Raw genomic sequence first — 15,040 nt, 5'->3', positions numbered from 1 at the left:
GCTTCCTCCGCCTGCGCGATTGTACGCGCTTTGCATGCGAAGCGTATCATACCGGTGGCAGCGAAAGAAGGGCGCCGGTCATGTCGGTCTGCGGGCGCACAGCCGCCCGCAGACCGGCGGCAGGATCAATCCCGCAGCGTGGCCGGTGCCGCGACCTGCCCAACCTTCAGGCCGCCGCGCACATTGCGCATCGTGACCAGCCGCACCGGCTCCAGCGCGTTGCCCGGCGCACCGTCGCTCGTCACCGCCAGTGCCACCGTGTTGTTGCCGCGATGGTTCAGGATGCCTTCCGGAATCGGGAAGGTCCGCTGCGGGCCGACATGGGCGATGAACTGGCCCATGTGCCAGCCATTGACGAAGATCAGCACGCGATACTGCGCCGCCGACCGGGGCACCGCCGGATCGCCGAACTGCAGCGCCAGCGTCGCGTCCTGCCCCTGCGGCACGGCCAGGTCGAACTTCGTGCGGTACCAGGTGGTGCCGGGGTCGAGGTCGCTGGCCGGGGCCGCCTGCTGCTGCCATGCCCGGTCGTTGAAGCCCGGCAGGTGCCAGCCCTGCCGTTCGCCGAACAGGCCGCCATTGTTGGGCACGCCACGCACCGGATCGACGATGTCCTCGCCCCCCTGCCGGCCCTGGATCTTCCATTCGAGAGGGATGGCGAAACTGCGCCCGCCGCGCGGCTCCACCGATGCGGAGATCAGGCCGCGCGCCTCCTTGTGGAAGTCGTCCGCATCCAGATCCCAGTTGTGGCCGTTGTTGCGCACCATCACGCTGATCACATGCTCCCCCGGGGTGCGGGCCGCATCGGGCAGATCGTATTCTGCGGTGCCGGTGGTGATCGGGCGCGGCAGGCCCCAGGGCAGGTCCTGCTGCCCGATCAGCTCGCCATCCAGGAACACCTGCACCATGCCGCTGCCGCCCGCGCCATAGGCCAGGCGGATCCGCTCCGCATCGGGTGTGCCGGTGAAGCGGCCGCGATACCACACGTCGCCTTCGTGGAAGCCGTAGGCGTCCATCGACATGTTGGGCTCCCCGTCGGGGCGTGCGGTGGTGCTGGCATAGGCGCGGCGGTCGATCGCCTGCCAGGCGCTGTCGTCGAAGTCGGGCGCGATCTCGGGCGAGCCGGCGGCCACGCGCCAGTTGTTCAGTTCGGGCAAGGCGAAGTCACGCGGCCCGGCCAGTTCGGTGGTGGCAACGCGGCTGCCGGCGGTGCCGGGTTGCAGGCGCACCCGCTGCCCGTTCCAGGTGACGTTGCGCGCGGCGCGCGGGGCCCATACCTCCAGCGGGCTGGCGGTCGCCGTGTCGCCGGTCAGCGCCAGTCGGCTGCCGCTCATCTCGGCCGAACGCAGCAGGTGCGGCCCGCGCACCAGCACGTCGCCATCCTTCCAGAACTGCCAGCCTGTCTCCTCGTCCGCGATCAGCAGCGTCAGCGGCGGCCGGCCGCCGCCCTCGATCCGCACGCGCGCCAGCCCGCGATGGGTGTAGTCCAGCTGCAGGTCGCCCTTTGCGGCATCGAAGGTATGGCGTACATTGCCTTCCACCACCGTCACCGTGGGCGCGCTGGTATAACGCAGCAGGGTGCGGCCATCTTCCGCCTGACGGCCATACAGCAGCATGATGCCGGCATCGTCCTGCGTGAAGCCATGCTGCAGCTCGCTGGACGACCAGACCAGCCGCTGCCCGGCAATGTCCGCGCCCGCCACCAGCCACTTGGCATCGAACCCGTTCAGCCGCAGCGGCATCGTGTAGCGCCCGTCCGGCAGGTCGGCGGTCACCGTGAAGCTGTGGTCGCCATCCCCGTTGCTGGGGTTCTGCGTCACCAGCATGAAGCGCGCATCGCTTTCGGGCGAATGGTTGTGATAGACCTGCACCTGGTCGGTGGAGATCTCCACCGGGCCGGCGGGGACCATGCCGGCCATGTCCGTCACCGCCGCGATCAGCCCGCCCAGCTGCTTCAGCTCCTGCCCCTTGTCGCGGATCTCGCGCGGCTCGCTGATGGCGGCGCCATAATCGTAGGACGTGAACACCACCGGCGCTGGCAGCCAGCCCCAGCTGGTGCCGCCATAGCCCATGTAGAAGCTCTGGATGCCGATGCCGTTGGCCAGGTTCGTGCCGTAGAACACCCGCTGATACCGCCGTCCGCGCTGCACGGCATTGCAGTCGTAGCCGCCATTGCTGCCCCAGTAATCGAACCAGCCGCCGCCGAACTCCGCGGCGAAGCCGGGCGAGTTGGGGCTGGCGCTGGCGCCACCACGGGCACCGCCGGTGCCGTAATAACCCCAGTCGGGCGCCGCCGACCCGCGGGTCGGTTCGCCGCCCACGGTGCAGGTTCCGCCGGGATAGGCATCGAAGGCATACATGTCGTTCGGCCCGTCCACGACCTTCTCGACACCCGATCCTTCCGGCACCCAGTATCCGTTGCGGCCCTGGTCGTTGTGGAAGATCGGCACGGTGATTCCGTCCGCTCGCGCCTTGGCATACAGGTGATCCATGTAGCGGCGCTGCGACGGGGTGGTCAGCGCCAGCTCGTTCTCGATCTGGTGCAGGATCACGCTGCCGCCATTGTCGATCTGGTGCCTGGCGATGATCGCGTTGATCTGTGTCAGCCATTCATCGACCGATGCCAGATAGGCGGGATCGTCGGTGCGGGCGCGGGACCGCTGGTTGACGAGATAGCCGGGAAAGCCGCCGCGCGTCAGTTCCGCATTCACATACGGGCCGGCGCGGGTGATGACGTAGAGGCCTTCTTCCTCCGCCATGGTCAGCAGCCGGTCGATGTCGCGCACGCCGGTGAAATCGTACACGCCGGGCTTCGGGCTGTGGAACCCCCAGTCGAAATATAGCGCGACCGAGTTGAAGCCGCTGGCCTTCATCTTCTGCAGGATGTCGCGCCACAGATCCGGGCTGGGCAGCCGGAAGGCGTGCATTTCCGAGCTCCAGATCACCTCGCGCTTGCCGTCGATCATCAGCGAGCGACCGTCGAAGGATACCCGGCCGAAGCTCTGCACCTCAGTGCCCAGTTGCAGGTCGGGTCGCACGATCTGCGCCTGCGCGGGCAGCGCGACCGATCCTGCAAGCATGGTGGCGCCAAGCGCCAGGGCGCGCAATTGCTGTCCGATCATCGATAATCCTCCCGCTGCCGGCCGTCCCCATCGCAGGGGGATCGGCGGCTCATCTCACATCGCGGGATTTTGTACTATAATTTGGCACGGGGTCAAACGAGGTGCTGACCGGCAGCCCATCGGGCATTGTCCTGCGACCTTGCTGGCAGCCGCGATAGGCATCACACAGGCGCGATACCGAACGCTAGAGGCGACACCGATGCTGCGCACCCCTACCCTTGCCGCCATGGCGCTGTGCCTCGCGTCCCCGGCGCTGGCTACGGGGGTCGAGCGGCTGCCGCACGGCGTGCTGGTGACGCCCGACAGCGGCCCGGCCAAGGCGGTGCGCGTCCTGGTCTATGGTGACGGGCAGTTCCGCGTGACCGCCATGCCGGCCGATGCAGTCGCGCTGCCGGACAGCCTGATGGTCATCGCCCAGCCGGTCGAAGCCTTCACATATGCGGAAAGCGGCGACGCCGTGACCCTGGGCACCGCCACCGGCACGGCCGAGGTGCGGCTGGCCGATGGCCATGTGCGCGTACTGGATGCGGCCGGGAAAGAGCTGCTGAGCGAATCCCCACGCACGCCGTTCCAGCCGGTGACGATCGAGGGCGAGCCGTTCGTCGGCATCAGCCAGCAGTTCAATCGCGGCACCGATGAAGGGTTCTACGGCCTGGGCCAGCACCAGAACGGGCAGATGAACTACAATGGGGAGGACGTCGAACTCGCCCAACACAACATGGACATCGCCGTGCCCTTCGTGGTCTCCACCAGGGGGTACGGCCTGCTGTGGGACAATGAATCGATCACCCGCTTCGGCGACCCGCGTCCGCCGCAGCTGGTGGGGGCGGAGGGCGCAGGGGCGCTGAAGGTGACGAGTGGCGACCAGCCGGGCTGGACCGCGGAGTATTATCTCGGCGACAGCCTCGCCGTGCGGCAGGTGGAACCGACCATCAACTACCAGTTCCTGCGGGACCAGGCCCGCTGGCCCGCGGCGGCGAAGGCGGCCATCGCCGCCTCGGGCGAGAGCGGGCAGAACACGCAAGGCGTCGCCACGCAGGAACAGCGCGTGGTGTGGACCGGCACGTTGCAGCCGACGGCGGACGGCGTGCACAAGCTGCGGCTCTATTCCTCCAGCTATGTCCGCGTGTTCGCCGACGGCCAGGAGGTGCTGAACCGCTGGCGCCAGAACTGGAACCCGTGGTTCCACAATTTCGATCTGCCGCTGACCGCCGGCACGCCGGTCGAACTGCGCATCGAGTGGGAGCCGAACCAGGGCTATATCGCGCTGTTCGGCAGCGACCCGCTGCCGCAGGAGGACCGCCATTCGCTGTGGCTGAGCAGCGAGGCGGCCAGGGCGATCGACTATTACGTCGTCACCGGGCAGGACATGGACGCGGTGATCGCCGGCTATCGTGCGCTGACCGGCAAGTCGGCGTTGCTGCCGCAATGGGCCTATGGCTTCTGGCAGAGCCGCCAGCGCTACGAGACGCAGGACCAGCTGCTCGGCGTGCTGCGCGAGTACCGCAAGCGGCGCATCCCGATCGACAACATCGTGCTCGACTGGCGCTACTGGACCGATCCGACCTGGGGCAGCCACGCATTCGACCCCGCCCGCTTCCCGCGGCCGGAGCGGATGGTGGATCAGGTGCATGATCTGGACGCCCGGATCATGATCTCCGTCTGGCCCAAATTCTACCCCGACACAGCAAACGGGCGGGAGCTGGATGCGCAGGGCTTCCTGTATCGTCGCCCGTTGGAGGCTGGGCAGAAGGACTGGGTCGGGCCGGGTTATCCCAACACGTTCTACAACCCCTACACCAGGCCGGCACGCGACCTGTATTTCCGGCAGATCAGGGACGCGCTCGTCGACAAGGGATTCGATGCCTGGTGGATGGATGCGGTGGAGCCGGACTGGCATTCCAACCTGTCGATCGACGAACGCAAGTACCAGATGGGGCCGACCGCACGCGGGCCGGGCGCCTTCGTGTTCAACTCCTACCCGCTGATCCATGCAGAGGGGATGGCCGACAATCTGCGTGCCGCGCAGCCGGACCGGCGGCCGTTCATCCTGACCCGGTCGGGCTTCGGCGGGATCCAGCGGGCCAGTGCCGCGCTGTGGTCCGGCGACGTGGCCGCGCGGTGGGACGATCTGCGCGAACAAATCAGCGCGGGCGTGAACATCTCCCTGTCGGGCATCCCCAACTGGACGCACGATATCGGCGGCTTCGCGGTGGAGGACCGCTACACCCGCGCGGAGCCGGAGCATCTGCCCGAATGGCGCGAGCTCAACCTGCGCTGGTTCCAGTTCGGCGCCTGGACCCCGCTGTTCCGCAGCCATGGCGAGGCGCCTTATCGCGAGGTGTACGAGCTGGGGCAGGACGATCCGGCGATGTACCGGGCGATGGTCGGCCTGATCGAGCAGCGATACCGGCTGATGCCCTACATCACCGCGGTCGCGGCGGACACCTACCATGCCGACGGCACGATGATGCGCGGGCTGGTGATGGACTTCGCCGCCGACCGGCAGGTGTGGGAGGTGGACGACCAGTACATGTTCGGCCCCGCCTTCCTGGTGGCGCCGGTGACGGAACGCGGCGCGACATCGCGGCGGGTGTACCTGCCGGCGGGCGCGGACTGGTATGACTGGCGCAGCGGCGCGTTCCATCGCGGCGGGCAGGCGATCACCGCGCAGGCCGTGCGCGAGGAGATCCCGGTCTATGTCCGCGCAGGATCGATCATCCCGACCGGCCCGGCGGTGCAGCACACGGCCGAACAGCCGGACGGGCCGGTCGTGCTGCATGTCTTCACCGGCGCGGATGGCAGCTTCACCTGGCATGCGGATGACGGTACCAGCCACGCCTATCTGCAAGGGCAGCACGCAAAGGTGCCGCTCAGCTGGGACGAGGCCAGCGGCACCCTGACCATCGGCGCGCGGCAGGGCAGCTATGACGGCATGGCCAGGCGGCGCGACATGTCGATCCGGTTCCACGGCCCGGAGCAGGCGGTGGCCCCCGACTTCAGCGAGAATGGCGAACGCCGCCTGACCTATGACGGCACGGCGGTGACCGTCCGGCGGTAGGACGCGCCATCAGGCGGCGGTGAGGACAGCCTTCTGTTCCGCCGTCGCCGGCGCCGGGCGCAGGCCCAGCAGGTGGCAGATGGCGTAGGTCAGCTCTGCCCGGTTCAGCGTGTAGAAGTGGAACTGGCGCACGCCGCCGGCATACAGCGCACCGCACAGCTCCGCCGCGATGGTCGCGGCGACCAGCTGGCGCGCGGCCGGGCGTTCGTCCAGCCCTTCCAGCACGCGGTCGATCGCCGGCGGGATCGCGGCACCGCAGGTCCCGGCAAAGCGGCGCAGCTGCGCCACATTGGCGACCGGCAGGATGCCCGGCACGATCTCCACGTCTATGCCGCGCGCCGCCGCCAGGTCGCGGAAGCGGAAGAATGTGTCGGCGGAGAAGAAGAACTGGGTCAGCGCGCGGTCCGCCCCCGCATCCACCTTGCGCCACAGATTGTCGAGATCGGCGGCCATGTCGGTCGAATCCGGATGCGCCTCCGGATAGGCGGCGACCGACACTTCGAACGGGTGCAGCCGCTTCAGCCCGGCGACCAGCGCGGCGGCATTGGCGTAGCCTTCCGCATGCGGTGCGTAAGGCTGGTCCTGCTCCGGCATGTCGCCGCGCAAGGCGACGATGTGGCGCACCCCGTCGTGCCAGTACTGGTCGGCGATAGCGTCCACCTCCGCCCGGCTGGCGCCGACGCAGGTGAGGTGCGCAGCGGCGTTCAGGCCGGTCTCGCGGGCGATGCCCAGCACCGCCTCCTGCGTGCGGCCGCGGGTGGACCCGCCCGCACCGTAGGTGACGGAGACGAAGCGCGGCCCCAGCGACGCCAAGCCGCTCGCGGTGGCGAGCAGGGTCTCGAGCGCGGCATCGCTCCTGGGCGGGAAGAACTCGAACGAGACCTCCACGTCACCGGCAGCCCCGGCCAGGAGCGGGGCAGTACGGGAATCGTTCACCAGACGGACACTCATGCCGCAGCTCCTTTGCACCCGGCCAATATTAAAGATTACTTATATACGCAAGGCGCTTTGACGCAGGATTGCTGTGCCTGTAAGACCCAGGGCATGAAGGTGGTTCCGCCGGAAGACATGTTTCGCGTGCTGGGCGACGGAATGCGCCTGCGCACGCTGGTGCTGCTGCGCAGCCTGGAACTGACCGTGGGCGAGCTGGCCCAGGTGCTGGGGCAGAGTCAGCCACGCATGTCGCAGCACATCAAGGCGCTGCAGGAATCCGGCCTCGTCCGCCGCCGCAAGGAAGGCACCGCCGTGTTCCTGCGGCTGGGCCCGTCGGCACGGGTGCAGCCGCTGTTCGCCCTGCTGGACGACTGGGCCATCACCGGCGGGGAGATGCCGTGGTTCGCCGCCGATCGCGCGCGGCTGAAGGCGATCCGCGCCGATCGCGCAGCCGAGGCGCAGCGCTTCTTCGAACGCAATGCCTGGCGCTGGGACGAGCTGCGCGCGCTGCATGTGCCCGATACGGAGGTGGACCGGGTGATCGATCTCGGCCTGGGCGACAGGCCGCTGGGCCGGTTGCTCGACATCGGGACCGGAACCGGGCGGATGCTGGAACAGCTGGCCGGCCGGGCGCACTTCGCCCTGGGCGTGGACCGCTCGCCCGAGATGCTGCGCTTCGCCCGCGCCCGGCTGGCAGAGCGCGGGACCGCCGCCGCGCTGGGGCAGGCCGACATGTATGCCCTGCCGATGGAGGATGGCACTTTCGACACGGTGATCCTGCACCAGGTGCTGCATTACGCGCATCACCCGGAGGCAGCGATAGCGGAGGCCGCCCGCGTGCTGGCACCCGGCGGCACCATGGTCATCGCCGACATGGCCAGCCACGAGCGGGAGGACCTGCGCCGCCGCTTCGCCCATGCGCGGCTGGGCTTCACCGACCGCGCAGTGCTGGACTGGCTTGGCGAACACGGGCTGGAGGCGCGGGTGGTGGCGCATCTGGCAGGCGAGCTGACCATCAGCGTATGGGCCGCCACCCGTCCCGCCGCCGCACAGCAGCAGCAGCCTTCGTTGCGCTCAGTCGGCTGAGGCCGGCACGGGCGCCGGCGCCTGGCGGGCGTAGTGCCCTGCCAATACGGCGCAGACCATCAGCTGCAGCTGGTGGAAGATCATCACCGGCAGCAGGATGGTGCCGATATCAGGCGCGGCGAACAGCACACCGGCCATCGGCACCCCGGTGGCGAGGCTTTTCTTCGAGCCGCAGAATTGCAGCACCACGCGATCCTCCCGCACGAAGCCCATCAGCCGGCCGAGCAGCCCCGTCGCGCCCATCACCACCGCCAGCAAGGCCAGCGACAGGCCGGCGATCACCAGCAGGTCGATGGCCGAGACCCGGCTCCACAAGCCTTCGACGACCGCGGCGCTGAAGGCGGCATAGACCACCAGCAGCACCGATCCCCGGTCCACCACCGTCAGCAGCCGCTTCTGCCGCGCCACCCAGCCGCCGATGCGCGGTTGCAGCAGGTGACCTGCCAGGAATGGAAGCAGCAGCTGCCCCACGATGGTCAGCACGCCTTCCCCGGAAATCGCGCTGCCATTGCCCTGCGTGCCAATCAGCAGCGCCACCAGCAGCGGGGTGAGCACGATCCCGGCCAGGTTGGAGAACGCAGCGCTGCACACCGCGGCGGCCACGTTGCCGCGGGCCATGGCGGTGAAAGCGATGGAGGATTGCACGGTCGATGGCAGCAGCGTCAGGAACAGCATGCCGGTGCGCAGCGGCGCGGTGAGTATCGGCAGCGCCCAGATGGCGAGGCCCAGCAGCGGGAACAGCACGAAGGTGACCGCGCCGGTGGTCAGGTGCAGTCGCCAGTGCCGCGCCCCGTCCACCACCGCCTGCCGCGACAGGCGCGCGCCATGCAGGAAGAACAGCAGCACGATACCCACATCGGCCGCGCCGCCGGTGACCGTCGCGCCGGCCCCGCGCGCCGGCAGCAGGCTGGCGAGCAGCACCGTGCCGACCAGCAGCAGGATGAAGGTGTCGATCCGCAGGCGGGCGAGCAGGCGCGTCATCGGATCTAGCGGTCCCCCTCGCCCAGCCAGTGTTCGTTGGCGGGCGGCACGAAGCCGGCGATCCGATCGATCATCGTCGTCGGATCACGCTCCACGATCAGCATGGCCCGGTGGCGCGGCTGCAGGAAGCCCTGGGTCACCACATCGTCGATGAAGGCACCCAGCCTGGTGTAGAAACCGTTCACGTCCAGCAGGCCGACCGGCTTGTTGTGGTAGCCCAGTTGCGACCAGCACCACGCCTCGAACATCTCCTCGAACGTGCCGATCCCGCCGGGCAGCGTCACGAAGCCGTCCGCCAGATCGGCCATCATCGCCTTGCGTTCATGCATGGTTTTCACGACATGCAGCTGGCTGATGCCCTGATGGTCGTGCTCGCGCGCGCGCAGCGCCTCGGGGATCACGCCGATCACCTCGCCGCCGGCGGCGCAGGCGGCATCGGCGATCACGCCCATCAGCCCCACCGTGCCGCCGCCATAGACCAGGCCGATGCCGCGCCGGGCCAGCATGGTGCCGAAATCATGCGCCGCCTGCGCATAGACCGGGTCGGCCCCGGGGGAGGAGCCGAGATACACACAGATCCGCATCGGTCAGCCCAGCCGTTCGGGCACGGCGCGGGCCTCGTCCACGATGCTTTCCCGGTTCGCCACCGCTTCCCACGGGAACACGAACCAGCGCTTGTCCGTGTCGCGGTCGATCTCGTCCACCCAGATATCGGCCGTGGCGCGGCTGCGGCTGTTGTTGATCAGCGTGGCGAAGCGCAGGTTGGCGGGGTCGCACCCCTGGTCGATCAGCAATGTACGGATGTATTCGATGGTGCCGCCGGTGTCGTTGATGTCGTCCACGAACAGCAACCGCCGTCCGGCGGCGCTCATCGACGCGACCTTGCCCAGCAGCTCGTCCGCGAAACCGGGCACCTTGGCCGAATGGTCGATCGACAGCATCGGCACATCCAGCTGGTGGGAAACGAATACCGCCGGAACCAGTCCGCCGCGCCCGATCCCGATGATGAAGTCCGGCTGCCAGCCGCCATGCGCCACATGGTCCGCCAGCAGGCGCACCTTGTCGAGGAAGTCGTTGTAATATTCCAGGTAGAACAGCTCGGGTTCTGCGGCATCGTTCATCGGGCACGGTTCCTGTGACATGGCACCTGTGGTGGTATCCCAGCCGTGGCGCCACGGCAAATCACGCGCGAGAACGTCACTGTCCGGCCCAGCCATTCACACAATTATTTTTCATAAAACCCACTTTTGCCAATGATGTAAATCTTCTTTGACACCGGTGGTACCGCTACCGTAAGAAGCACATGAAGCAGCTTGAAGGCAGGCGCGACAGCATGATGCGGCAGGGCAGAGCCCGCCGCGAGGGAGAAGGATTGAGGGCATGAAGGTTCGTTCCGTCGATATCGTCGCATCTGCGGCTGACACCGGTGTCCGCGCGAAGCTCGCGCTGGGCGGCAGCATGTTCGCCTGCGCCATCGCGCTGGCTTCCGCGCCGGTCCATGCGCAGGATGTTCCGCCCGCCAGTGTGCCGCAGCAGCAGCCGGACGGCACCGGCGTGCCGGCCGACCGCACCGTGGGCGACCAGGCTGACGCGATCGCGCCCGAGGGCAATTCGGACGATATTGTCGTGACCGGCTATCGCGCCTCCCTGCGCAACGCGATCGCGCAGAAGCGCACGGCCAACGTGCAGATCGACGCCATTACGGCCGAGGACATCGCCGACTTCCCCGACGCCAACCTGGCCGAATCGCTGCAGCGCCTGCCGGGCGTGTCGGTCGATCGCGACAATGGCGAAGGCCGGCAGATCTCCGTCCGTGGTCTGGGCGGCGATTTCAACCGCACGCGCCTGAACGGGATCGAGGCGCTGGCCACCGCCGGCTCCAACGATGCCGGCACCAGCCCCAATCGCAGCCGCGCCTTCGACTACAACACCTTCGCGTCGGAGCTGTTCAGCAGCCTGAAGGTGCAGAAGACTCCGTCCGCGGAAACGGACGAAGGCTCGCTCGGCGCCAATATCGACCTGGAGACGGGCAAGCCGTTCGACTATTCCAGCGGCGCGCTGGCCCTGTCAGTGGAAGGCAACTACCAGCAGAACTCGGGTGCCTTTTCGCCGCGTGTCGCCGGGCTCGTCTCCAAGCGATTCATGGATGGCGACATGGGCTTCCTGATCTCGGGCGCCTACAGCCAGTCGCGCAACGAGCTTGACCAGTATCGCCGGGGCGTGGGCTCGTCCGACTACCTGTACCGCGGCGCCGATTTCGCCGGCAACGAGACTCCGCAGCGTGGCGGCTTTGCCGCACCTGCCGGCACCAATCTTGGCAGCGCGATCACCAATCCGCAGGTGATCAATCTCCAGACCGGATCTGACGCGGCCGCCTATGCCAACCTCTTCCCCGGCGCGCCATTCAACACGCCCGGTCGGTTCGACGATTCTCAGGTCCGCATCCCGGCACTCGCCGCGCTGGAGCAGCAGAATGTCGAGAACGAGCGCCTCGGCATCACCGCCGCCTATCAGTGGCAGGTGTCCGACCGTACGCGGTTCACGCTGGATGGCGTCTATTCCCGGTTCGAGAATACCAGCCGCTACAACCAGGTCTCCTCCGTCGGCCTCAACCGCAACAACACCAATGCCGCGCTCAACACCGCGGGCAACAACTTGACCCCCAGCGCCGCGCGCGCGCTGTATCCTGGCCAGTGCACGCCCACGGCCGAGACGGAGCTGAACGCGCCGCAGGATTGCGGGCAGGAACTGTACGGCACCACGCCCGCCTTCGCGACCGCGCTGAACGCCGCCGGCCAGCGCGTTCCTTCGGTGCTGGCACCCTCCGCCGTCGTGCCCGGCGCGCTGGCGGCCAACAACCCGGCCACTGCCAACATCTTCAGCACCAACCCCTTCAACCTCGATCCGTACGACTATTACAACAACCCGAATTCCGTGGGCTACATCCCCAGCACCAACCGGCTGGCCTATCGCGGCCAGCTGATCGGCCGACCGGCGGTGCGGGTGCTGGAATCGGAGGTGAACAACGGCGTCGCCGAGTATCTGGTGCTGCAGAATGTCGATTTCCGGTCGGCGCAGGACCAGAACAGCTACACCACCGAATTCCGGCAGATTTCCGGCAACATCACCCACGAGTTCACCGACAACTTCCGTGCGCTGGCAATCTACGGCGAGTCCAAGTCGACCAACCGGTCGCAGGGGCTGCTGGTAGAATTCAACCGCATGGATAGCCCCGGGTCGTTCATCTATGACGAGCGCGAAGGCGGCGACATGCCGGTGATCGATTTCGGCTTCGATGCCGCCGATCCCGCCAACTGGGACACGGTCAAGGGCTTCTCCGCCATCCGCAACTACACGCGGGACACCACCAACAAGCTGTCGACCGCGCGGCTGGACCTGACATGGGAGGTGGATGACATCTTCACGCTGAAGGGCGGCGTGACCCGGCGGACCTACAGCTTCTTCACCGACCAGTACGAACGCGTGAGCGACCTGCTCAACCCGACGCTGAAGGAAGCGGGCGTCAACGTGGCAGACGTGTCGGAAACGATCGAGTTCGGCCAGGGCCTGACGGTGCCGGACGGCACGGCGACCAGCTTCATCGTCCCGTCGATCGAGAAGTTCGACGAGCTGTTCGACTTCACCTGCAACTGCGTGAACAAATGGTCCGACTGGCGCATCACCCGCAAGCGCAACCGGACCGCATCCTTCGGCGTGGAGGAGGTCGATACCGGCGCCTACCTGCAGATGGACTGGGATACGGAGCTGTTCGGGCGTCCCTGGCGCGGCAATATCGGCGTGCGCGCCGTGCTGACCGAGGTGGACTCCCTGGGGGAGACGACCGCCGGCCGGCCGATTACCGGCGACAATGAATATACCGACTGGCTGCCTTCGCTGAACTTCGTGTACGAGCCGATCAACGATGTCGTGGTGCGCATTGCCGCGTCGAAGGTGATGGCGCGCCCGCTGCTGGGCAACCTGTCGCCGTCGATCTCCTCCATCTCCGTGCCCAACAATGGCGACGTCACCGGCGGCACGCTGACCATCGGCAACCCCAAGCTGGCCCCGTTCCGGGCGACCAATGTCGATCTCAGCTTCGAATGGTACTTCGCGCCTGGCGGGCTGTTCTCGGTCGCCGTGTTCAACAAGGACATCGCCAGCTTTCCGCAGACGGTGAACTTTGAATCGCAGCTGTCCGATTTTGCCGATGCGGAAACGATCGAGGCGCTGCGCGCGCAGTTCAGCAACCCGTTCCAGCTGGCCTACATCAACGCGAACAATCCGTTCATCGCGCGCCAGTTCCGTGACGCGCCGGGCGGCTATGTCCGCGGGATCGAGGTCAATTTCCAGACCGACCTGACCTTCCTGCCCGGCCTGCTGAGCAATCTGGGCGTGCAGGTGAACGGCACCTACATCGAAAGCGAGCTGACCTACATCCTCGACCCGGGCACCGCCACGATCCCGCAGACGGTGGACCAGGCGCCGTTCCTGGGCGTGTCGCCCAAGGCGGTGAACGGCACGCTGTATTACGAGACGGAACGGATGCGGCTGCGTGTGTCGGGCGCTTATCGCGAAGGCTACAGCACCACCTATCCGCTGGCGGCAGGCAATTGTGCGCCTGGCGTGACCCTCAGCGCGACTGGTGCGCCGACCTACTGCAACGCCCCGCTGATCAACGACTTCGGCAGCAGCGCCTCCACCTTCAACCTGGATGCGGCGGCCAGCTTCCAGCTGACCGAGAGCATCTCGGTCACGGCGGAAGGGCTGAACCTGACCAATCAGACCAGCAACCGCTTCGCCTACTCGGCGAACCCGGTGGTGTCGCAATATGCCAGCTCCGGGCCGATCTATCGCGTGGGTGCACGCGTCCGGTTCTAAACCGCTCCATGCCGCTGGTGGTCCTCTCCACGGCATCCTGCGCCGGCGGTTCAACACCGCCGGCGCCTTCTTTCCCTCCGGGAACGCAGCAGGGATAAGGCACGATCATGCAGACGATCATGAAGCATCTCAGGCTGGCGGGCCTGCTGGCGCTCGCCACCGCACATATGCCGGCCTCGGCCCAGGACACGCCCTCCCCTGCGCCGGTCGCGCGCGAGTTTCCGCGCGACATCACCCCGTCCAAGATCATCTTGGTGGGCGATTCCACTACCGCGGTCATCGGCGGCTGGGGGCCCAGCTTCTGCGCCCGCCACGTCACCTCCTTCGCCGCCTGCCTCAACCTGGCGCGTGGCGGGCGGTCGTCGCGCACCTACATGCAGGAACGGTCGTGGGAGCTGGCCCTGCACGAGGCGCAGGTGCCGGGATACGGCCATGTCTGGGTGCTGATCCAGTTCGGCCATAACGACCAGCCGGGCAAGACCCGCTCGACCGAGCTGGCGGAAGAGTTCCCCGGCTACATTCGCCGCTACGTCGAGGATACGCGACGCGCCGGCGCCATTCCCGTGCTGGTCACCCCGCTGACCCGGCGGATGTTCACCAATGGCCAGCTGGTCAACGACCTGGAGCCCTGGGCCGAGGCGGTGCGGCGTGTCGCCGCCGAAACCGGCGCGCTGCTGGTCGACCTCAATGCGGAAAGCTCCGGCGCGGTGCAGGCGATGGGGGAGGCGGCGGCCGACCGCTTCGCGCAATTGCCGCCGGGTTCGCAGGCGACCGGGCAGGCCCCGGCCGCGACCACCGAAGTGAACGTGGTGCCCACCGCCATCCCGCGCCTGTCGTTCGACCGCACCCATCTGGGCACGGACGGCGCCGACTACTTTGCCGCCATGATGGCGCGCCTGCTGGCCGGCAGCGTGCCCGACATGCGCGGCCTGCTGGTGCTGCAGCCGGACCCGGCGCCGCCCGCCCCCTGAACCCTAGG

At 67.7% G+C, this 15,040-nt stretch carries 9 protein-coding genes; 4 read left to right on the top strand and 5 right to left on the bottom strand.

Annotated features, from left to right (window positions below; genetic code table 11):
- Positions 1-125: 125 nt before the first annotated feature.
- Positions 126-3,122, bottom strand: coding sequence for a glycoside hydrolase family 35 protein (locus PK98_RS12830; protein ID WP_039097241.1), 2,997 nt, complete (start codon positions 3,120-3,122; stop codon positions 126-128).
- A gap of 199 nt (positions 3,123-3,321) precedes the next feature.
- Between PK98_RS12830 and PK98_RS12825 the strand changes: the two genes are divergently transcribed.
- A complete protein-coding gene (locus tag PK98_RS12825; RefSeq protein ID WP_039097240.1) occupies positions 3,322-6,183 on the top strand; it encodes a glycoside hydrolase family 31 protein in 2,862 nt (953 codons plus the stop codon).
- Positions 6,184-6,192: 9 nt separating this feature from the next.
- On the opposite strand, the gene metF is transcribed toward PK98_RS12825, so the two are convergent.
- A complete protein-coding gene (gene metF / locus PK98_RS12820; protein ID WP_052208655.1) occupies positions 6,193-7,134 on the bottom strand; it encodes a methylenetetrahydrofolate reductase [NAD(P)H] in 942 nt (313 codons plus the stop codon).
- 93 nt (positions 7,135-7,227) lie between these two features.
- On the opposite strand from metF, the gene PK98_RS12815 reads away from it, so the two are divergent.
- On the top strand, positions 7,228-8,202 hold the full coding sequence (locus PK98_RS12815; protein ID WP_039097239.1) for an ArsR/SmtB family transcription factor: 975 nt from the start codon (positions 7,228-7,230) through the stop codon (positions 8,200-8,202).
- Here the strand turns inward: PK98_RS12815 and PK98_RS12810 are convergent.
- The 3 genes from PK98_RS12810 to PK98_RS12800 are packed head-to-tail and all read right to left on the bottom strand — an operon-like array spanning position 8,191 to position 10,304.
- Positions 8,191-9,183 carry a bile acid:sodium symporter family protein gene (locus PK98_RS12810; RefSeq protein WP_200885036.1) on the bottom strand — a complete coding sequence of 331 codons (993 nt, stop codon included), beginning with the start codon at positions 9,181-9,183 and terminating at the stop codon, positions 8,191-8,193. The genes PK98_RS12815 and PK98_RS12810 overlap by 12 nt on opposite strands.
- Before the next feature lie 5 nt (positions 9,184-9,188).
- Entirely contained in the window at positions 9,189-9,767 is a 579-nt protein-coding gene (locus PK98_RS12805; protein ID WP_039097238.1) for an LOG family protein, read from the bottom strand.
- A 3-nt stretch (positions 9,768-9,770) separates the two neighbouring features.
- Positions 9,771-10,304 (bottom strand): phosphoribosyltransferase, encoded by a 534-nt coding sequence (locus PK98_RS12800; protein WP_039097237.1) that lies wholly within the window; start codon positions 10,302-10,304, stop codon positions 9,771-9,773.
- Between the two features lie 259 nt (positions 10,305-10,563).
- Between PK98_RS12800 and PK98_RS12795 the strand changes: the two genes are divergently transcribed.
- Together PK98_RS12795 and PK98_RS12790 are read left to right on the top strand one after the other, a co-directional pair.
- Positions 10,564-14,061, top strand: coding sequence for a TonB-dependent receptor (locus tag PK98_RS12795; RefSeq protein ID WP_081996228.1), 3,498 nt, complete (start codon positions 10,564-10,566; stop codon positions 14,059-14,061).
- 107 nt (positions 14,062-14,168) lie between these two features.
- Positions 14,169-15,032, top strand: a complete 864-nt coding sequence (locus PK98_RS12790; RefSeq protein WP_039097236.1) for a rhamnogalacturonan acetylesterase — start codon at positions 14,169-14,171, stop codon at positions 15,030-15,032.
- Positions 15,033-15,040: the final 8 nt, after the last annotated feature.

Origin of the sequence: Croceibacterium mercuriale (assembly GCF_000802385.1) — a bacterium.
GTDB classification, from domain to species: Bacteria; Pseudomonadota; Alphaproteobacteria; order Sphingomonadales; family Sphingomonadaceae; genus Croceibacterium; species Croceibacterium mercuriale.
Note: the sequence above shows the minus strand (reverse complement) of the source record. Positions and strands in the feature narration are given on the sequence as shown.

Bases quoted from the DNA above. Each gene is read 5' to 3' on its own strand.
- PK98_RS12830 (WP_039097241.1), bottom strand. From the start codon at position 3,122: ATGATCGGACAGCAATTGCGCGCCCTGGCGCTTGGCGCCACCATGCTT.
- PK98_RS12825 (WP_039097240.1), top strand. From the start codon at position 3,322: ATGCTGCGCACCCCTACCCTTGCCGCCATGGCGCTGTGCCTCGCGTCC.
- metF (WP_052208655.1), bottom strand. From the start codon at position 7,134: ATGAGTGTCCGTCTGGTGAACGATTCCCGTACTGCCCCGCTCCTGGCC.
- PK98_RS12815 (WP_039097239.1), top strand. From the start codon at position 7,228: ATGAAGGTGGTTCCGCCGGAAGACATGTTTCGCGTGCTGGGCGACGGA.
- PK98_RS12810 (WP_200885036.1), bottom strand. From the start codon at position 9,183: ATGACGCGCCTGCTCGCCCGCCTGCGGATCGACACCTTCATCCTGCTG.
- PK98_RS12805 (WP_039097238.1), bottom strand. From the start codon at position 9,767: ATGCGGATCTGTGTGTATCTCGGCTCCTCCCCCGGGGCCGACCCGGTC.
- PK98_RS12800 (WP_039097237.1), bottom strand. From the start codon at position 10,304: ATGAACGATGCCGCAGAACCCGAGCTGTTCTACCTGGAATATTACAAC.
- PK98_RS12795 (WP_081996228.1), top strand. From the start codon at position 10,564: ATGAAGGTTCGTTCCGTCGATATCGTCGCATCTGCGGCTGACACCGGT.
- PK98_RS12790 (WP_039097236.1), top strand. From the start codon at position 14,169: ATGCAGACGATCATGAAGCATCTCAGGCTGGCGGGCCTGCTGGCGCTC.